Genomic DNA, 19,247 nt, shown 5'->3' with positions numbered 1-19,247 from the left:
GGAGGTGCTAGGCGCGGATAGGGGACGGGGCGATTTCCGGGATGCGGGCACTGGCGCCCAGCATGCCGTAGGCCAGGGTCATGGCCGCCAGAACCGCGCCCGCGGTGACCACGCCGGGCCAGCCGTAATGGGAGTACAGCCAGGACGATACCAGCGATCCGCTCGCCCCGCCGATGAAGTAGCTGGTCATGTAACCGGCCGTCAGGCGGCTGCGAGCCTCGGGCCGGGTGCGGTACAGCGAACTGGTATTGGTGACATGGACGCCCTGGATCGCCAGGTCCTGGATCAGGATGCCGACCAGCAGCGCGATGACCGAGGCCTGGCCGAAGGCCATCAGGCCCCAGGAAGCCAGCAACAGCAGCAGGCCGATGCGGGTGGCCTGGTTGCCCAGGCCCCGGTCTGCCAGCCGGCCGAAGCGGTTGGCGGCATAGGCGCCGGCGGCGCCCGCCAGCCCGAACAGCCCGATGGTGGTGTTGTTGAAGCCGTAGTCCGGGCCCGACAGCAGGAAGGTCAGCGGCGTCCACAGCATGCTGAAGGCGGCGAACAGCAGGCCGCCCAGCAGCGAGCGGCCGCGCAGCAGCGGCTCCTCGGCGAACAGGCGGAAGATCGAGCCGAGCAGGCGCGGATAGCTCATGGCGGCGTGGCTCTTGTGGCGCGGCAGCACCTTCCAGAGCGCGGCGGACATGGCCAGCATCAGGATCGCGGCGACCCAGTAGACGGTGCGCCAGCTGCCCAGGTCGGCCAGCACGCCGGCCGCGGTGCGGGCCAGCAGGATGCCCAGCAACAGGCCGCTCATGACGGTGCCGACCGCCTTGCCGCGCTCGTGCGGCGCCGCCAGGGTGGCCGCGAACGGCACCAGCACCTGCGCCACCACCGACAGCATGCCGGTCACTGCAGTTCCCAGCATCAGCATCTGGATATTGGGGGCGAAGGCCGACAGCAGCAGGCCGCCGGAAGACAGCAGGGTCATCAGCACGATCAGGCCGCGGCGTTCGAACAGGTCGCCCAGCGGCACCAGCAGGATCAGGCCGAGCGCGTAGCTGAGCTGCGCGATCATGACGATGCTGCCCGCGGTGGCGTTGGACAGCGAGAATTGCTGGCTGATGGTGTGCAGCAGCGGCTGCGCGTAATAGTTGCTGGCGACCGCCAGGCCGGTGGCCACGGACATCAGCAGGATGACGGGCGCGGTGAGCGGAGCGGGTTGGGCGGGTGCGGCGTTCATGTGGGGCAGGGAGTCTGGGTGTTGCGGGGCAAGGGCTTGGTGTGAACAGGCCCTAGGCGGCGATGCCGCCGGGCGTTTCCCGGTCGTGCGGGATCAGCAGTTTCTTCAGCAGGCCGGCCATCTGGCGGCGCTCGGTGGCGTTCAGGGGGGCGAGCAGCGTTTCCAGTTCACGCAGATAGTCCTTGAGAACCAGCTTGATGACGCGCACGCCTTCGGCGGTCAAGGCGACGATGACGCCGCGGCGGTCCTCCGGGTTGGGGGTGCGCGCGAGCAGGCCGGCCTGTTCCAGCCGGTCCAGCCGGTTGGTCATGGCCCCCGAGGTCAGCAGCAGGGCCGCGACCAGTTTCTGCGGATTCATGGCGTGCGGCGCGCCGGTCCGGTACAGGGTCGCCAGCACGTCGAATTCGCCCTGGTGCAGGTTGTAGCGCTTGAACGCGCGGCCCACGTCGCGCGCGGCGAAGGCGTGGAGGCGGAACAGGCGGCTGGCAACGCTCATGGGCGAGATGTCCAGGTTGGGGCATTCCCGTTCCCACTGCGACAGCACCAGGTCGACCAGATCGTTCATGATGTTTTTATATAAAGTATCTTCACGTAAAGATAAATTCTAGCAGCCCGGCCCCACATGGCGCAAGGCGCGCGTTCGCCGCGGGAAAAGCGCGCGCAAAAAAAGAAAGGGCCCGCCCCATGCGGGGCAGGCCCTTTCCGGCTTGACCGGATAACCGTGCGGAATTACTGCGCGGCGTCCTTCAGCTTCTTGAGCGGGCGAACCTTCACCTTGACCGAAGCCGGCTTGGCGGGGAACCAGCGCTCTTCGCCGGTGAACGGATCCTTGCCGAAGCGCTTGGCCTTGGCGGGAACCTTCTGCACGGCAACCTTGAACAGGCCGGGCAGCGTGAATTCGCCGGCGCCCTTCTTGTCCACGGAGCTCAGCACCGAGGTTTCCAGGCTGGCCAGGACGGCCTTGACCGACTTGGCTTCAACGCCGGACTGCTCGACGATGTAGGCGATCAGCTGGGTCTTGTTCAGAGCAGCCTTGATAGCCTTGGGCGCGGCAGCGACCTTCTTGGCGGCGACGACCTTCTTGGCTGCGGGCTTCACAGCGGGTTTGGCGGCGGTAGCCTTCTTTGCGGGCGCCTTGGCGGCGGGCTTGGTGACTTTCTTGGCAGGAGCTTTAGCTTTCGTGGCCATGGTCAAAATCCGTATGTTGAGGACATGGAGCAGCGCGCGCGCCGGGTATCGACGTTTAACGCCACGCGCCCGATGATAGCGGAAGAGTGGCGGTTATAGCGGCTTTCGCAAGGCCTTTCGATCAATCTTTGTTGTTTTCCAGGCAGAAAAACCCCTTCTACAAGGGGTTCTGCAAAATGCGGTGACAATCGCTGCGATTTTTTCAGTGCTGCTTGCTTCACGCAAAGTGCCTGTGCAATGGGGTTTTGAACCATCCCCGGTTCCCATGTTCCAATGCTTCGCGCCGCGCGTCGGCGCTGCGCGAGGGCGGCCGGAAGGCCGCCTGCGAGCGTTGCCCGCGCGCCATCCTTACCCTGCATGGAAGTGAAGCCCCTTATGTTGATGAAGAAGTTGGCGGCGAGCCTGCTCGTTGCGACCGCGTGTATGTCCGGCGCCCTGGCGCAATCGATGCCGCAGCCGGACCTGTCCGCCAAGGCCTGGCTGCTGCTCGATGAGACCAGCGGCCAGGTGATCGCGTCGCACGCGGCCACTGCCCGGATCGAGCCGGCGTCCCTGACCAAGATCATGACGGCATACGTGGTGTTCGGCGCGATCCACAACAAGGAGCTGTCGCCGGACCAGAAAGTGGTGATCTCGACGCGGGCGTGGAAAGTGCCGCCGGGCAGTTCGAAGATGTTCCTGGAGCCGGGCTCCAGGGTCTCGGTCGACCAACTGTTGCGCGGCCTGATGATCCAGTCCGGCAATGACGCCGCCATCGCCCTGGCCGAGGCGGTGTCGGGCAGCGTCGAGGCGTTCGTGGCCCGCATGAACGACACCGCCGTGCAACTGGGCCTGCATGGCACGCATTTCGCCAGCCCGCACGGCCTGCCGGATCCGGGCACGTACTCGACCGTCAGCGACCTGTCGATCCTGGCCACGCGCTTCATCCGCGACTACCCCCAGCTGTACAAGACCTACGATTCGGCCAAGACCTATACCTACAACAACATCACCCAGCCCAACCGCAACCGGCTGCTGTGGCTCGATCCCAGCGTCGACGGGCTCAAGACAGGCCACACCGACGCGGCCGGATATTGCATCGTGGCCACCGCGCACCGGCCCAACGGCAAGGAGCAGCGCCGCCTGATCACCGTGGTGGTCGGCACGGCGTCGGACAAGCTGCGCACCCAGGAAAGCCGCGAGTTGCTGGAATGGGGCTTCCAGGGGTTCAATACCATCAAGTTATATGCAAAGGGCCAGGCCGTGGCCACGCCCGAGGTCTGGAAGGGCCAGGCCGATACGCTCAAGGCCGGCTTCGCGCGCGACGCCTACGTCACGGTGCCCGCGGGCGCCAAGGTCGAACCGGTGTGGACGCCGCAGGATCCGCTGGTGGCGCCGATTCCGGCCCAGGCCACGGTGGGTTCGGTGCGCGTCATGGTCGACGGCAAGCCCGCGATGCAGTTTCCGGTGGTGGCGCTGGAACCGGTGGCCGAGGCGGGCCTGGCCGGACGCGCCTGGGATTCCATCCGGCTGTGGTGGCGCGGGCATTCTTGATCAAGGAGGGGCGCCATGGCAGTGAATTTTCCCGGCGGGCCGGTGGCGGCGCCGACCCCCGATGATCCGCTGGGCCTGCTGTCGGCCTGTCATGGGCGCATAGCGCGCCAATGCGAAACCTTGCGCCGGCTGGCGGCGCACTTGCCGGCGCATGGCAGCGATGCCGCGGCCCAGGTGGCGGCGGCGGCTGTCGTGCGCTATTTCCAGACCGCCGCGCTGCACCACCACGAGGACGAGGAAGAGGATCTGTTTCCGGCCTTGATCGAGTCCATGGCCGGCTCGGACGCCGTTTGCCTGCGCGCGCTGGTGGATGGCCTGGTTGCCGACCATGCGCGCCTGGCGGCGCTGTGGGCGCCGCTGCGGCAAACCCTGGAAGCGGTCGCCGACGGCCGTCCCGCCGAGCTGCCGGCGGCGCAAGTGGAGGCTTTCGCGGCTGCCTACGCCGAGCACATCCGGCGCGAGGAGGACGAATTGTTGCCGATGGCCGCGCGCCTGGTTTCCGATGAGGCGCTGGCCGCGATCAGCCGGGCGATGAGGGCGCGCCGCGGCGGCGGAGCGGGCTGAACGCCGTCGCACCCGCGGCCGCTTTTCGTGTTAAATGATCCACAGCCGGCGCTCTGGGCGCCGGATCTCCGGACCCTCACGCCATGCACCGCCACGCACGCTTTCGCCAGAAATTGCAGGCCCCCGTCCTGATGCACGCCATGTCGGCGCACAACCCGCTGTCGGCCAAGTTGGCGGCCGAGGCGGGCTTCGACGCGATCTGGGGCAGCGGCTTCGAACTGTCGGCCAGCCATGCGGTGCCGGACGCCAACATCCTGTCGGCCGGGCTGCACCTGGAGATGATGCGGGCCATCGCGGCGGTGGTCGATGTGCCGGTCATCGCCGATATCGATACGGGGTTCGGCAACGCCATCAATGTCGCCTATGTCGTGCCGCAATACGAAGCGGCGGGCGTATCGGCCGTGGTCATGGAAGACAAGACCTTTCCCAAGGACACCAGCCTGCGCGCCGATGGCCGCCAGGAACTGGTGCGCGTCGCGGAATTCCAGGGCAAGATCGAGGCTGCCTGCGCGGCGCGCCGCGATCCGGATTTCTGCGTCATTGCCCGCACCGAGGCGCTGATCGCCGGGCTCGGCCAGGCCGAGGCGCTGGCGCGCGCGGCGGCCTACGAGGCCGCCGGCGCCGATGCCATCCTGATCCATTCCAAGCAGACCACGCCTGACGAGGTGCTGGCCTTCATCGCGGCCTGGTCCGGCCGCGTGCCGCTGGTGCTGGTGCCGACCGCCTATCCGCAATTGCGCGAGGCCGATATCCAGGCCCTGGGCAAGGTGGGGTTGGTGATCTACGGCAATCACGCGATCCGCGCCGCCGTGGGCGCCATGCGCGAGGTGTTCGCCCGCATCCGCAAGGACGGCGGCATCCATGGCGTCGATGCCGGCCTGCCCACGGTGCGCGATATCATCGACCTGCAGGGCGATGCGGACATGCGCGAACTGGAGCGCAGGTTCCTGCGCTGAGCGCGCCCGGCATCGAGAAGAACAAGGACGGGGAATGATGGCGGCGGGACGCGGGGCGTGGCTGGTGCGGGTGTTTGGCGATTGGGTGCCGCAAGTCGGCCCCGCGACACTTCGCGCCGACCTGGCGGCGGGACTGCTGGGGGCGCTCCTGGTGTTGCCGCAGGGCGTGGCGTTTGCGACGCTGGCCGGCCTGCCGCCGCAGTACGGCCTGTATTCGGCCATCGTGCCCTGTATCGTCGCGGCGCTGTTCGGCTCCAGCCGCCACGTCATGTCCGGTCCCACCAATGCCAACTCGCTGGCCTTGTTCGCCGTGCTGACGCCGCTGGCGGTGGCGGGCAGCCCGGGCTATATCGAGCTGGCCCTGGCGGTGACGGTGCTGGTCGGCTTGATGCAGTGGCTGGTGGGCGCCCTGCGCCTGGGGTCTCTGGCGCATTTCATCTCGCCGTCGGCGCTGTTCGGCTTCACCAGCGGCGCGGCCCTGCTGATTGCGGTCCACGCCTTGAAGGATGCGCTCGGATTGCCGGCGCCCGCGTCGCACGGGGCTGGCGCCTTGCTGGTCGGCCTGGCCGCCAGCGCGGACCAGGCGCAAGCGGGGGCCGTGCTGGTCACGGCGGTGACGATCGCGGCGGCCCTGCTGCTCAAGCGGCTGGACAAACGCAAGCCCTACATGCTGGCCGGCCTGGCGGCGGGCGCGCTGGCCGCGGCCGCGTTCAATGCCCTGGCGCCGCGCTGGGGCGCCGCCGCCGTGCCGGTATTGGGAGACCTGGCCCAACCCTGGCCGCCGTTCCATGTTCCCCGTGTGGATTGGCGCGCCTTGCCCGATCTGCTCAGCCTGGCCTTCGCCCTGACCATCGTGGCGCTGGCGCAGTCCATTTCGATTGCAAAGGCCGTGGCCGCGCGTTCGGGCCAGCGCATCGACGCCAATCGCGAATTCATCGGGCAGGGGCTGTCGAACGTGGTCGGTGGCTTCTTTTCCTGTTACCTGTCCTGCGGTTCGCTGAACCGTTCCATTCCCAACTACGAGGCGGGCGCGAAGACGCCGCTGGCGGCGGTGTTCTCGGCCCTGCTGCTGATGGCGCTGGTGGCGCTGAGCGGGCCCTTGCTGGCGCGGATTCCGCACGCGGCCATCGCCGGCCTGCTGTTGCTGGTCGCCTGGACCTTGCTGGATGTGCCGCGCTGGCGGCAGTCGATCCGTACCCAGCGGGGCGAAAGCGCCATAGCCGCCGCCACGCTGGCGGCCACGGTGACGATCCGCATGGAAGTCGCGATCCTGCTGGGCACCGTGTTGTCATTGATGGCGTATCTGCATCGCACCTCGCGGCCGGCGATGCGCACCATGGGCTTCGATTCGCGCGGGCTGGAGCGCCGCTTCGTGGTGCTGGCGCAGCAGCCCGAAGCGCTGCCGGAATGCCCCCAGCTCAAGCTGTTGCGCATGGAGGGCTCGGTTTATTTCGGCGCCGCCGAGCATGTGGCGCAACGGCTGCAGGACCTGCGCAGCGGACCCGATGCGCCGCGCCATTTGCTGGTGATGGCCAAGAGCATGAATTTCATCGACCTGGCCGGCGCCCAGGTCTGGGAAGACGAGCTGGCGGCGCGCCGCGCGATGGGCGGCGACCTGTATTTCCACCGGCCGCGGCCGGAAGTGCTGGATATGTGGCGCCGCACGGGATTCCTGGAGCGGTTGGGCGCGGACCACGTGTTTCCCGACAAGGCCACGGCGCTGCACGCCATCTATGCGCGGCTCGATCGCGGCATCTGCGCGCGCTGCAGCGCCAAGGTGTTCTGGGAATGCCAGCCGGACAGCCCCCAGGCCGGCGGTTGAGCGTGGTTCAGGCCCGCGGCGCGTCGGTGCCCAGATAGGCTGCCTTGACGCGCGCGTCGACGGCGATGCGGCCCGGTGGGCCTTCGGCCAGCAGGCTGCCGCGCACCAGCACGGCGATGCGGTCGGCGTGCTTGAAAACGACGTCCAGGCTGTGCTCGGTGAACAGCACGGCCATGCGCTGCGTATCGGCCAGTTCACGTGTCAGGCGCATGAGCGCGTGGCGTTCGTTGGTGGCCATGCCGGCGGTGGGTTCGTCCATCAGCAACAGCCGCGGCCGGTGCGCCAACGCCATCGCCAGTTCCACCCGCTTGACCTGGCCGTACGCCAGGGCGCCGCAATGGGCGCCGGCCCGGTCGGCCATGCCCACCTGCTCCAGCAGCGCCAGGGCCTCGTCGGCGCGGTGTGACGCGGCGCGGCGCCAGGGCCGCAGCAGCAGGCGGTCGCGCGACAGCAGCGCGGTCTGCACGTTTTCCAGCACGGTCATCGAACGGAACGTGGCGGCGGTCTGGAAGGTCCGTCCCACGCCCAGGCGGCAGATCCTGCCGGCCGACAGGCCGATCAGTTCGCGACCGTCCAGCCGCACCGAACCGGCGTCCGGCCGCAACTGCCCGCCGACCACATTGAAGCAGGTGGACTTGCCCGCGCCGTTCGGGCCGATCAACGCCAGCATGCGGCCGGCCTCCAGCTCGAACGAGACGTCGGCCAGCGCGTCGATGCCGCCGAAGGATTTGCGCAGTCCCTGGACGCGCAGCAAGGCGGGGGCGGTCGTCATGCGCGTCTGCGTCCCAGGCGCGCCGCCGCGCCCGCCAGGCCGGCAGGGAACAGCATGACCAGCGCCAGGATGGCCAGGCCCAGCACGGCGTGCCAGTATTCAGTGCTGCGCGCGGCGGCGTCCTGCAGCCAGGTATAGGCCGCCGCGCCGACCAGCGGGCCGGCCAGGGTTTGCAGGCCGCCCAGCAGCACCATCACCAGGCCGTCGACCGAGCGGCTGACCGCGAGCACGTCGGGGGCGATGCTGCCTTTCGAGAAGGCGTACAGCGATCCGGCCAGGCCGGCCGCCAGCGACGCAGCCACGAAGCCGATCCACTGGATGCGGCGCGTGTCCATGCCCAGCGCCTCGGCCCGCAGGCCCGAATCGCGCACGCCGCGCAGCGCATAGCCCAGCGGCGAGAACGCCAGCCGCCGCAGCCAGGCAATGCCGAGCGCGCAAAGCGCCAGCGTCAGGTAGTAGAACCACGGGCCGCGCGCCAGCCAGCTCGACGGCCATAGTCCGATCAGGCCGTTGCTGCCACCAGTCACTTCGTCCCACTGGTAGGCCAGCGCCCACAGGATCTGTGCCACCGCCAGCGTCAGCATCGCCAGGTAGACGCCGGACAGGCGCACGCAGAACCAGCCGAACAGCAGCGCGCCGAGCGCGGCCGCGAACGGCCCCAGCAGCAGGGCGGCTTCCATCGGCAACGCCATCAATTTCAGCAGCAGCGCGGCGCCATAGGCGCCCAGGCCGAACCAGGCGGCATGGCCGAAGCTGGTCATGCCGGCCAGTCCGGTCAGGAAATGCAGGCTGGCGGCGAACAAGGCGGCGATCAGGATTTCGGTCAGCAGGATGCCGGCGTAGGGCCACTGCGACGTGGCCAACGGCGCCAGGATGAGCAGCGCCAGCAGCAGGCCATAGGCCAGCCGCAGGCGCCGGCCGGCGGGGACGATGGGGGCTTCGGCCGCCAGCGTGTGCGAGGATGGCGCTGGCGGCTGGCCCAGCAGGCCCCACGGACGCGCCACCAGTACCACCGCCATGACGGCGAATTCGGCCAGCAGGGTGAGCTTGGACAGGTTGAACAGCCAGGGGCCGATCTGCACCTGGCCCAGGAACACGAACACCGCCTTGACGCAGCAGATGAGTATCGCGGCCAGGAATGCGCCCGGAATCGAACCCAGGCCGCCCACCACCACGACCACGAAGGCGCTGGCGATGATTTCCAGGTCCAGGCCGAGCGTGGCGGGCACGCGCGGCGCGGCCAGTGCGCCGCCCAGTCCGGCCAGGAATGCGCCCAGGGTGAAGGCCGAGGTGAACAGCCAGGCCTGGTTGACGCCGAGCGCGGCCAGCATGTCGCGGTTCTCGGCGGCGGCGCGCAGCAGCCGGCCCCAGCGCGTGCGCATCAGCAGCAGCCACAGCAGGCCCAGCACCACCGGGCCCGCGGCGATCAGCAGCAGATCATATTGGGGGAAGCGCCGCCCCAGAATGTCGACCGCGCCCGACAGGCCGGGCGCTCGCGGCGAGAACAGGTCCTCCGGCCCCCAGACGGCCAGCGTGGCGTCGCCGATGATCAGCACCAGGGCGAAGGTCGCCAGCAACTGAAACAGTTCCGGCGCGCGATACAGGCGCTTGAGCACCAGCAGTTCCGCCGCCGCCCCGATCAGGCCCGTGGCCAGCGCCGCCAGCAGCAGGCCGGCCCAGTAGCCGGCGCCGTCGCCGAAATGGCGGGTGAAGGTCCAGGCCAGGTAGATGCCCAGCATGTAGAAGGAGCCGTGGGCGAAGTTCACCACCCGCGTGACGCCGAAGATCAGCGACAGGCCCGCGGCTACCAGGAACAGCGCGCTGGCGTCGGCCAGGCCGTTGAGCAGCTGCGACAGCAGCCCGGACAGGCTCATCAGCGCGGCCGCATCTTGCGCACTTGTTCGTCGGGCGGCTGCAGGCGCGCCCCGTCGATGTAGGCGAAGTCCTTCATGATGCCCTTGCCGTCCTCGACCGCCGTGACGCCGATGTAGACGCCCATGGTGGATTGGTGGTCGATCTTGCGGTACTGGATCGGGCCGTAGGGCGTGTCCACCTTCAGCCCGGCGAAGGCATCGACCAGCTTCTCGGTGTCGACCTCGCCGGCAGCCTTCAGGCCCTGGGCGATCGACATCAGCGAGGCGTAGCCCACTACCGAGCCGACCTTGGGCGTCTCGTTGTAGCGCTTACGGTAGGCCTCGACGAAAGTCTTGTTGGCGGGCGTGTCGATGGCGTACCAGGGGTAGCCCGTGACGATCCAGCCCGACGGCGTGTCGGCGCCCAGCGGCTCCAGGTATTCCGGTTCGCCGGACAGCACCGAGACCACGGGAAGGTTCTCGAACAGGCCGCGGGTGTTGCCCTCGCGCACGAAGCGCGTCAGGTCGGCGGCGAACAGCACGTTGAAGATGGCGTCGGGCTTGGCGTCCGCCAGGGCCTGCACCACCGCGCCGGCGTCGACCTTGCCCAGCGGCACGGCCTGTTCGGCGACGAATTCGACGTCGGACTGGAACGACTTCATCATGGCCTTGAAGGTGGCCACGGCCGATTGCCCGTATTCGTAGTTGGGATAGATGATGGCCCAGCGCTTCTTGCGCAGCGCCAGCGCCTTGGGGGCCAGGGCGGCCACGTGCATCCAGGTGGACGGCCGCAGGCGCCAGGTGTAGCGGTTGCCTTCCTGCCAGGTGATCTTGTCGGTCAGGGGTTCGGCGGCCAGGAAGAACACCTGCTGCTGCTTGGCGAAATCGGTCAGGGCCAGGCCGGTGTTGGACAGGAAGCCGCCGAACAGCAGGTCCACCTTTTCCCGCGCCAGCAGTTCCTGGGCGGCGCGCACCGAGTCGCCCGGGTTGCCGTTGTCGTCGCGCGAAAACACTTCGAGCTTGCGGCCCAGTACCCCGCCCGAGGCGTTGACCTCTTCCAGCGCCAGCTGCCAGCCTTTCTTGTACGGGCCCAGGAAGGCCGGAATCGCCTTGTAGCTGTTGATTTCACCGATGCGGATCGGCTCTTTGGTGTCTTTGGCGGACGCGACCGGGGTCAGCGCCAGGGCCAGGAGCGCGGGGGCGAGCGCGCGGCGCAGCAGGGTCAGGCAGGGACGGAGCATGGCGGGTATCGCTGGCAAGAGGGCTCGACCGAAGCCGGGCTCATGTAGGGCACGATTGCAGTTTCGGCCCAATTGAAGCATGCGCGGCGCCCCTGCGCCAGGGAAAACGGCGTGGCGACCAGATCCCCGGCAACGTTCGGCCAAACAAAAAGGCCCTGCGATGCAGGGCCTTTTTGGGCTATCCGGATACCGGCTGAATTACTTCAGCTTGGTTTCCTTGTAGTCGACGTGCTTGCGAGCGACCGGATCAAACTTCTTGATCAGCATCTTCTCGGGCATGTTGCGCTTGTTCTTGGTGGTCGTGTAGAAATGACCCGTGCCGGCAGTCGACTCGAGCTTGATCTTTTCGCGGATACCTTTGGCCATGTCGTGCTCCTAGTATGTCAGATTGGCGGGGGGCCGATTAGGCCAGTTCGCCGCGGGCACGCATTTCGGCCAGCACGGCGTCGATGCCGTTCTTGTCGATCGTGCGGATGGCCTTGGCCGAGACGCGCAGGCGCACCCAGCGGTTTTCGCTTTCAACCCAGAACCGGCGCGATTGCAGGTTGGGCAGGAAGCGACGCTTGGTCTTGTTGTTCGCGTGCGAAACGTTGTTGCCCACCATCGGGCCTTTGCCGGTCACTTGGCATACGCGTGCCATGGATGCACCTCATTTATTCTTGCGCATCGCCGGGGGGAGACAGGGTTTCAGCCGCCGGGCTGTATCAGAGGCGTGGATCGTCGCGGTCTTGCCACGAGGCCTTGCCATCTTGCCGGCCACCCAGTCTTAGTGGATGAGGGGGAATCGGGGAGACTCCACCCAGTGCTTATACCCGCTGCCTGCCATCCGCAAAAATGCGCTTGGGGGTCAGAGTGTCGAACTACAAAGCATAGTAGTCCAGCACGGGAAACTTCATGTGAAGACGTAGATTCTAATACGAAAAATCCAGGTAAATCAAGTGCTGGGGCGGTAGCGCGTGTAAAAGCGTGGCGCTCAAGCCGCGGCAGGCGCGGCTGGATGGCGCGCGTCGGCTCGATTCCGGCAGGGATTTTCCGCTGCCGGGCGAAGGGCCGGCTTCTGTCTGCGTGCCGGCCGCTTTGCTTGCCTGCATTCAGGCGGGGTGCGATTGCGCCACCCGGCCCGACAGCCAGGACAGGCAGGCGCAGGTCGCCAGCGTGGTCGTCAGCGGCAGGGCGCTGTCGGTCTGCCAGGCGCTGACCGCGAAACCCGCCAGGGCGCCGCAGGACAGTTGAAGTGTCCCCAATAGCGCCGAGGCCGCGCCCAGCCGCTTGCCCTGGTCGGACAGCGCCAGCGCCGCCGAGTTGGGATTCACGAAGCCCTGGCTGCCCATGTAGCAGATCAGGCAGGCCATCAGCAGCGGCAGCGTCATCCAGCCCGCCAGGGCCAGCGCCACCGCCGCCAGGCTGGCGCAGGCCAGCGAGGTCAGGGCGCGGCGTTGCAATTGGCGCGGGGTGTGGGTGCGCAGCAGGCGGGCGCTGATCTGCGAGCAGATGATGAGCGACAGCGCGTTGGTGCCGAACAGCAGGCCGTAGTATTTGGGATCGACGCCGTACAGCTCGATGAACACCCGCGGCGAACCGATGATGTAGGCGAACATGCCGGCCTGGCCGAAGCCGCCGGCCAGGCTGTGCGCCATGAAGCCGCGGTGCGCGAACAGGGCCCGGTAGTTCTGCACGATGGTCCCCAGGCGCAGCGGCACGACGCGTTCGGGCGCCAGCGATTCCTTCATGATCAGCACCACGGCGGTCATCAGCATGGCGCCGCCGGCCAGCATCACCCAGAACAGGCTGCGCCAGCTGGCAATGCCCAGCAACTGCCCGCCCGCCAGCGGCGCGAGGATCGGCGCCAGGCCCATGATCAGCATCAGCAGCGACATGGCGCGCGCCGCTTCGTGGGTTTCGTAATGGTCGCGGATGACGGCGCGCGGAATCACGATGCCGGCCGCGCCGCCCATGGCCTGCAGCACGCGCCAACCTGTCAGCGCCTGGACCGAGCCGGCCAGGGCGCAGCCGAGCGAGGCCACCATGAAGAGTGCCAGGCCCACCATCAGCGGCGGCTTGCGGCCGTAGCGGTCCGCCATCGGACCATAGAACACCTGCGCCAGCGCCAGGCCGATCAGGTAGGCGGCCAAAGTGCGCTCGACATCGCCGCGCGGGACGCCGAGGTTGGCGGCGATCGTCGGGAACGCCGGCAGGTACATATCGATGGCGAAAGGACCGATTGCCGTCAGGGCGCCCATGAGAATGAGCCAGCCCGGCATGGCGCCGCGTGAGGAGAGTGTAGGGGGCATGTGGATCGCGAGGGAAATCGCGCGAGGGACAGGGTGCGACGCACTTCATTGCGCGTTTTGCACCAAGCCAATGACTGTATCACGCGCCGCCTTACACGCAAATTTCAACTGATTTCCGATACAGTCTGTCGTGTTCGTACGTATTCCAGAGGAGATGTCGTGAATCCTTTGTTGTCTGTTGTGGAACGCAAGCTCCAGGCACTGCCCGTGACTGTCCAGCTGGTGCTGCCCGATGGCACGGTAATGGGGCCGCCGGATCCCAGGGTGCGCTTCGTGACGCACGACAAGACCGCCCTGGCCCATCTGGCCGAAGGCGCTGTCGGAGTGCTGGGCCAGGACTACGTCGAGGGCCGCATCGACATCGAAGGCTCGATGCGCGACGTGATGGCGGCGGCCTCGGCGCTGCTGCCCGGCTCGCCGGTGGATGCGGCGCGCGGCGGCTGGCTGACCGAGCTGGTGCGCAAGGTGATGTCGGTGTGGCGCCACTCGGTGGAGCGCGATGCCCGCCAGATCGAATTCCATTACGACCTTTCCGACGACTTCTACGCGCTGTGGCTGGACCCGCGCCGGGTCTATTCCTGCGCCTACTACCGCGAACCCGGCATGACGCTGGCGCAGGCCCAGGAGGCCAAGCTGGACCACATCTGCCGCAAGCTGCGGCTGCGCCCTGGCGAACGCTTCCTGGACGTGGGCGCCGGCTGGGGCGGCCTGTTGCTGTGGGCCGCCGAACATTACGGCGTGGACGCCACGGGTATCACGCTGTCGCGCAACCAGCATGCGCATGTCACCAAACTGATCCAGGAAAAGGGGCTGGGCGACCGCGTGCGCATGGAGCTGCTGGATTACCGCAAGCTCGACGAGTCCACGCCGTTCGACAAGATTGCGTCGGTTGGCATGTTCGAGCACGTCGGCCGGGCCCAGCTGGAAGGCTATTTCGCCAAGTTGCGGCGGCTGCTCAAGCCGGGCGGACTGATCATGAACCACGGCATCACCGCGGCCGGCGTCTACAACGCCGAGCTGGGCAGCGGCATGGGCGAATTCATCGAGAAGTACATCTTCCCGGGCGGCGAGCTGACGCACATCAGCGTCGTCATGGAGGCCATGACCAATGGCGGCCTGGAAGAAGTCGACGTCGAGAACCTGCGGCCGCACTACGCCCGCACGCTGTGGGCCTGGAGCGATGCGCTGGAGGCGCGCCTGCCCGAGGCCGCGCAGATCCTGGGAGGCGAGCAAGGCGCGCGTTCGCTGCGCGCTTACCGGCTGTACCTGGCCGGGTGCGCCATGGGCTTCGAACATGGCTGGATCGCGCTGCACCAGGTGCTGGGACAGCATCCCGCGACCGGCAGGCCCGACGAATTGGACAACCCGCCCGACCTGGCCTATCCCTGGCGCCGCGATTACATGTACCGCGACGACGTCGGCGGCGCGCGCTGAAAGGGCGGTTTTTGCCCTTCAAATGTATTTATACGAACAAAATATTAACTAAATGTATCGTTATTTCCATGAGCCGGTTCCCCAGGGAAAGTCGGGGAATCGCCTCTTGGGAATCAGGGTTTGTCCGGACGTTTTCGGGTATGAATGTATCCGTTTCGTTCAGGCCCGGGGTTGGGTTGTGCGGCAATTTCGTTTAAGATGCTGCCTTCTTCTTTCAGTTTGTTCACTATCTGTGGGTTCTCTAAAACTCCGTTTTTGAGACTCCTGTCTTGCAAGACTCCGCACCCTGCGGATCCTCTTGTTGCTAGTGTCGGTTTGTATTGGCGGTTCTGCCCGTCTTCCGCACAACCCCCTTAGCTCCATGGCACGGCCGGACCAGCGCCGCCGTGTCCCTGAACCTATGGAGGCAAAAGCCAATGCGTTTCACCCCTGTCAAGACCCTGGCCGCCGCGGCCGTCTTGTTCGCCTTCGCCGGTTCGGCCCAAGCCGCCGACGCGCCGCAATGCGAACTCAAGCGTCCGATCAACTTCGGCGCCATGAACTGGGAATCCAACCTGGTCCTGGTCGATGTCGAACGTTTCATCATGGAAAAGGGCTACGGTTGCAAGACCGAAACCCTGCCCACCGAGACCCTGCCCGCCCTGGCCGCGCTCGAGCGCGGTGACCTGGACATCAACACCGAGATCTGGCTGAACAGCGTCGCCGACCCCTGGGAACGCGCCGAAAAGACCGGCCGCGTCAAGCGGATCGGCGACCTGTACATGGGCGGCGAGGCCTGGTACATCCCGCGCTACACCGCCGAGCGCCTGCCCGAACTGAAGTCCGCGGCCGACCTGCCGAAGTTCAAGGACAAGTTCAAGGATCCCGAAGAACCGGGCAAGGGCCGTTTCTACGGCTGCCCGGCCGGCTGGGGCTGCGAAGTCACCAGCACCAACCTGTTCCACGCCCTCAAGCTGGACGACACCTACACGCTGTATTCGCCGGGCACCGGCGCGGCGCAGAAGGCGGCCCTGATGTCGGCCTACAAGCGCAAGCAGAACGTGGTCTTCTACTACTGGTCGCCCACGCCGCTGGTCGGCGCCATGGACCTGGTCAAGCTGGAAATGCCGCCCTACGACGCCGAAAAGCACAAGTGCCTGACGTCGCCCAAGTGCGCCAAGCCCGAGCCCAGCGCCTATCCCGACAATCCCGTCTTCACCGCCGTGAACACCAAGTTCTCGCAGGAAGCGCCGGTGCTGACCGAATTCCTGTCCAAGGTCTCGGTGCCGCTGCCGGTGATGAACGAAACCCTGGCCCACATGGAAGAGACCGGCGACGAGTCCGGCGCCGTGGCCAAGTGGTTCCTGAAGAACAAGCCCGACGTCTGGACCAAGTGGGTCCCCGCCGACGTCGCCGGGCGCGTGCAAAGCGCGCTGTAACCCCCGCCGCCTTTCCGGCGGTGGTCCGTTCCGGTTGGCCGGGACGGACCATCGGGTTGGACTTTTTCCCCTTGGGATGACCCCAAGGGGAAAAAGCCCTCCGGCAGGCGGACTGCCCGCCATGCGGGCAATGCGCGGGACATCTTGTTTCCGCGCCGGACTGTAAGCGTATTTCGCCATTGTCGATGACGGCGTCCCTTGGGGGCGCCGGCCCGGCCACCGCGCCGGATGCCATGCCGGCGCGGCGTGGCGCGTGGCGAACCCGCTGAAATGGAGTCAACACATGTTTCCTGAAATCATTCCCGCCCGTCAGGTGCGGGGGGCCATCGACGGATTCGTCGATCATCTGGTCACCAACTACGCCGATACCCTGGAGACGCTGTCCCAGCCCGTGCTGCACGCCCTGGTGTGGCTGGAGCAGGTGCTGCGCAGCTCGCCGTGGTGGGCGGTGGTCGGCGTGACCATCGCCATCGCCTGGCTGGTCAGCCGCCGCATCGGCCTGAGCCTGGCCATGGGCGCGCTGCTGTGCGTCATTGGCGTGCTCGGCCTGTGGGACGCCGGCATGCAGACGCTGGCGCTGATGATCATGGCGGCCGGACTGTCGGTGATCATCGGCATTCCGCTGGGCGTCCTGATGGCGCGCGTCAACTGGCTGCGCTCGATCATGCTGCCGGTGCTGGACGTGATGCAGACCATGCCCAGCTTCGTGTACCTGATCCCGGTCGTGATGCTGTTCGGCCTGGGCAAGATCCCGGCCATCATCGCCACCGTGATCTACGCCGTGCCGCCGCTGATCCGGCTGACCGACCTGGGCATCCGCCTGGTCGACCGCGAGGTGCTGGAAGCATCGCGCGCCTTCGGCGCCAATCCGCGCCAGCAACTGTTCGGCGTGCAGCTGCCGCTGGCCCTGCCCAACATCATGGCCGGCATCAACCAGACCACGATGATGGCGCTGTCGATGGTGGTGATCGCCTCCATGATCGGCGCGCGCGGCCTGGGGTATGAAGTGCTGCTCGGGATCAACCGCCTGGAAGTGGGCCGCGGCCTGCTGGCGGGCCTGGGCATCGTGGTGCTGGCCGTGCTGTTCGACCGGATCACGCAATCGTATGGACAGCGCATGCGCATGGGAGGCCAGCGATGAGCAAGATCGAAGTCAAGAACATCTACAAGATTTTCGGGCCGCATCCGAAGAAATGGCTGGAAGCCGCGCAGGGCGGCATGAGCAAGGAAGCGCTGCTGGCCGAAAGCGGGCACACGCTGGGCCTGCGCGACATCAGCCTGTCGATCGAAGAGGGCAGCATCTACGTCATCATGGGCCTGTCGGGGTCCGGCAAGTCGACGCTGATCCGCCACTTCAACCGCCTGATCGAGCCCAGCGCCGGCCACATTCTGGTCGACGGCGTCGACGTCGTCAGCCTGAACAAGCGCGACCTGGAGACCTTCCGCCAGAAGAAGATGAGCATGGTGTTCCAGCGCTTCGGCCTGTTCCCGCACCGCACCGTGCTGGACAACGCCGCCTACGGCCTGGCCGTGCAGGGCGTGGGCCGCGCCGAACGCGAGCAGCGCGCCCGCGAATGGCTGGAGCAGGTGGGCCTGTCGGGCTTCGAGCAGCAGTATCCGCACCAGCTGTCGGGCGGCATGCAGCAGCGGGTCGGCCTGGCGCGCGCGCTGGCCACCGACGCCGAGATCCTGCTGATGGACGAGGCCTTCTCGGCGCTCGACCCGCTGATCCGCCGCGAGATGCAGGACCAGCTGCTGCAACTGCAATCCAAGCTCAACAAGACCATCGTCTTCATCACCCATGACCTGGACGAGGCGCTGCGCCTGGGCAACCGCATCGCCATCCTGAAGGACGGCGAGCTGGTGCAGGAAGGCACGCCCGAAGACATCCTGCTGAATCCGGCCAACGATTACGTGCAGTCGTTCCTGCAGGACGTGAACCGCACCAAGGTGTTGAACGCGACCCACGCGGTGAACCCGGCGCGCCTGACGCTGACCATGCGATCGCGCCCGGCCCATTCGGTCGATCGGATGCGCGCGCTGAACTACGAGTACGCGCCGGTGCTGGACGGCAAGCGGCTGGCCGGCGTGCTGACGCTGGAGGCAGCCGAACAGGCCGTGCGCGAGGGCGGACGCGACGTGTCGCGCTTCGTCGAGGACCTGGCTTCGGTGCCGGCCACGGCCGGCCTGGGCGAAGTGCTGGCGCAGCTGGTGCACAGCGACCAGCCGGTGGCCGTGACGGGCGAGAACGACGAGTTCATCGGCATGCTGTCGCGCAAGAAGGTGGTCGAGCTGGTGACGCCGGTGTTGGCCGAGAGCGCGCCCGCGGCCGAATCCAGCGAATCCGCCGAACCGCCGCCCGCCACCGGCGGCGACCCGGCCCAGGCCGAGCTGCAAGGCCAGCCCCAGCCGACGCAACGGGGCGAGGCCGCCTGACGGCAGGCGCCGGGCGATCCCGCCGCGGCGTTCCGGTCCCCGGGGTGGCAGGCTTGCGCCCGGGGCCAGTCCGGATATGATGGCTGGCCGGCAACGATCGCCGGTTCGCCACTATTCGGAATATCGGAATCCGTCATGCCAATCTTGAATGTCCAGATCATGCAGGGCCATTCGGCCGCCCAGAAGACCGCGTTGCTGAAGGCGGCTTCGCAGGCGGTGGTGGAAAGCATCGCCGCGCCGCTGTCCAGCGTGCGCATCGTGCTGCAGGAAATCCCCGCCGAACACGTGATCGTGGCCGGCGAGATCGGCAAGGCCATGGCGCGCGTCGACGCGGCCCTGATCGAGGGCCGCGACGAGGCCAGGAAGGCGGCGCTGATCGCCGCGCTGAACCAGGCCGTGTGCGCCAGCATCGGCATCTCGGGCGAGGACGTGCGGGTGCTGATCCGCGACGTGCCCAAGACCGACATGGGCGTGGCCAACGGCCTGAGCGCCAAGGCCGCCGGCCGCTGAGACCGGA

At 67.3% G+C, this 19,247-nt stretch carries 19 protein-coding genes; 9 read left to right on the top strand and 10 right to left on the bottom strand.

Features of this window, described 5'->3' with window-relative positions; all coding sequences use genetic code 11:
- Window positions 1–7 precede the first annotated feature (7 nt).
- From DK459_RS26730 to DK459_RS30550, 4 genes are all read right to left on the bottom strand, one after another.
- A complete protein-coding gene (locus DK459_RS26730; protein ID WP_006385649.1) occupies window positions 8–1,222 on the bottom strand; it encodes an MFS transporter in 1,215 nt (404 codons plus the stop codon).
- A gap of 52 nt (window positions 1,223–1,274) precedes the next feature.
- A complete protein-coding gene (locus DK459_RS26725) occupies window positions 1,275–1,787 on the bottom strand; it encodes a MarR family winged helix-turn-helix transcriptional regulator (RefSeq protein ID WP_006385648.1) in 513 nt (170 codons plus the stop codon).
- Window positions 1,788–1,951: 164 nt separating this feature from the next.
- Window positions 1,952–2,410 (bottom strand): HU family DNA-binding protein, encoded by a 459-nt coding sequence (locus tag DK459_RS26720; protein WP_006385647.1) that lies wholly within the window; start codon window positions 2,408–2,410, stop codon window positions 1,952–1,954.
- Between the two features lie 2 nt (window positions 2,411–2,412).
- Window positions 2,413–2,664 (bottom strand): hypothetical protein, encoded by a 252-nt coding sequence (locus DK459_RS30550; protein WP_131727722.1) that lies wholly within the window; start codon window positions 2,662–2,664, stop codon window positions 2,413–2,415.
- Between the two features lie 121 nt (window positions 2,665–2,785).
- Here DK459_RS30550 and DK459_RS26715 point away from each other — a divergent pair, with 121 nt between their 5' ends.
- From DK459_RS26715 to DK459_RS26700, 4 genes are all read left to right on the top strand, one after another.
- On the top strand, window positions 2,786–3,943 hold the full coding sequence (locus DK459_RS26715; protein ID WP_006385646.1) for a D-alanyl-D-alanine carboxypeptidase family protein: 1,158 nt from the start codon (window positions 2,786–2,788) through the stop codon (window positions 3,941–3,943).
- 15 nt (window positions 3,944–3,958) lie between these two features.
- Window positions 3,959–4,507, top strand: coding sequence for a hemerythrin domain-containing protein (locus DK459_RS26710; RefSeq protein ID WP_054508466.1), 549 nt, complete (start codon window positions 3,959–3,961; stop codon window positions 4,505–4,507).
- Window positions 4,508–4,590: 83 nt separating this feature from the next.
- On the top strand, window positions 4,591–5,463 hold the full coding sequence (locus tag DK459_RS26705) for a phosphonopyruvate hydrolase (protein ID WP_054444430.1): 873 nt from the start codon (window positions 4,591–4,593) through the stop codon (window positions 5,461–5,463).
- A gap of 34 nt (window positions 5,464–5,497) precedes the next feature.
- Window positions 5,498–7,285: a SulP family inorganic anion transporter gene (locus DK459_RS26700; RefSeq protein ID WP_083301376.1), complete on the top strand. Its 1,788-nt coding sequence runs from the start codon at window positions 5,498–5,500 to the stop codon at window positions 7,283–7,285.
- Window positions 7,286–7,292: 7 nt separating this feature from the next.
- On the opposite strand, the gene DK459_RS26695 is transcribed toward DK459_RS26700, so the two are convergent.
- From DK459_RS26695 to DK459_RS26670, 6 genes are all read right to left on the bottom strand, one after another.
- Window positions 7,293–8,057, bottom strand: coding sequence for an ABC transporter ATP-binding protein (locus DK459_RS26695; protein WP_006385642.1), 765 nt, complete (start codon window positions 8,055–8,057; stop codon window positions 7,293–7,295).
- Window positions 8,054–9,931 (bottom strand): ABC transporter permease, encoded by a 1,878-nt coding sequence (locus tag DK459_RS26690; RefSeq protein WP_054444431.1) that lies wholly within the window; start codon window positions 9,929–9,931, stop codon window positions 8,054–8,056. The genes DK459_RS26695 and DK459_RS26690 overlap by 4 nt, the downstream gene beginning before the upstream one ends.
- Window positions 9,931–11,151 (bottom strand): ABC transporter substrate-binding protein, encoded by a 1,221-nt coding sequence (locus DK459_RS26685; RefSeq protein WP_083301375.1) that lies wholly within the window; start codon window positions 11,149–11,151, stop codon window positions 9,931–9,933. Before DK459_RS26685 ends, DK459_RS26690 begins: the two co-directional genes overlap by 1 nt.
- Window positions 11,152–11,349: 198 nt before the next feature.
- Complete coding sequence (gene rpmG / locus DK459_RS26680; protein ID WP_003810296.1) at window positions 11,350–11,517, bottom strand: 50S ribosomal protein L33; 168 nt, start codon at window positions 11,515–11,517, stop codon at window positions 11,350–11,352.
- Window positions 11,518–11,554: 37 nt separating this feature from the next.
- Window positions 11,555–11,791: a 50S ribosomal protein L28 gene (gene rpmB, locus DK459_RS26675; RefSeq protein ID WP_006385639.1), complete on the bottom strand. Its 237-nt coding sequence runs from the start codon at window positions 11,789–11,791 to the stop codon at window positions 11,555–11,557.
- Window positions 11,792–12,242: 451 nt separating this feature from the next.
- A complete protein-coding gene (locus DK459_RS26670) occupies window positions 12,243–13,412 on the bottom strand; it encodes a Bcr/CflA family multidrug efflux MFS transporter (RefSeq protein WP_076468554.1) in 1,170 nt (389 codons plus the stop codon).
- Window positions 13,413–13,601: 189 nt separating this feature from the next.
- Between DK459_RS26670 and DK459_RS26665 the strand changes: the two genes are divergently transcribed.
- The 5 genes from DK459_RS26665 to DK459_RS26645 all read left to right on the top strand — a co-directional run bounded on the left by DK459_RS26665 (window position 13,602) and on the right by DK459_RS26645 (window position 19,240).
- Window positions 13,602–14,876: a class I SAM-dependent methyltransferase gene (locus DK459_RS26665; RefSeq protein WP_026384210.1), complete on the top strand. Its 1,275-nt coding sequence runs from the start codon at window positions 13,602–13,604 to the stop codon at window positions 14,874–14,876.
- Window positions 14,877–15,292: 416 nt separating this feature from the next.
- Window positions 15,293–16,294: an ABC transporter substrate-binding protein gene (locus DK459_RS26660; RefSeq protein WP_006385636.1), complete on the top strand. Its 1,002-nt coding sequence runs from the start codon at window positions 15,293–15,295 to the stop codon at window positions 16,292–16,294.
- Window positions 16,295–16,577: 283 nt separating this feature from the next.
- Complete coding sequence (locus DK459_RS26655; RefSeq protein ID WP_006385635.1) at window positions 16,578–17,435, top strand: proline/glycine betaine ABC transporter permease; 858 nt, start codon at window positions 16,578–16,580, stop codon at window positions 17,433–17,435.
- Window positions 17,432–18,730 carry a glycine betaine/L-proline ABC transporter ATP-binding protein gene (locus DK459_RS26650; protein WP_020929063.1) on the top strand — a complete coding sequence of 433 codons (1,299 nt, stop codon included), beginning with the start codon at window positions 17,432–17,434 and terminating at the stop codon, window positions 18,728–18,730. The genes DK459_RS26655 and DK459_RS26650 overlap by 4 nt, the downstream gene beginning before the upstream one ends.
- A 135-nt stretch (window positions 18,731–18,865) precedes the next feature.
- Complete coding sequence (locus tag DK459_RS26645; RefSeq protein ID WP_006385633.1) at window positions 18,866–19,240, top strand: tautomerase family protein; 375 nt, start codon at window positions 18,866–18,868, stop codon at window positions 19,238–19,240.
- Window positions 19,241–19,247: the final 7 nt, after the last annotated feature.

The organism is Achromobacter sp. RW408, assembly GCF_003184165.1.
Lineage (GTDB): Bacteria > Pseudomonadota > Gammaproteobacteria > Burkholderiales > Burkholderiaceae_B > Achromobacter > Achromobacter xylosoxidans.
The sequence above is the reverse complement of the archived record's forward strand: the minus strand, read 5'-3'. Positions and strand labels throughout refer to the sequence as shown.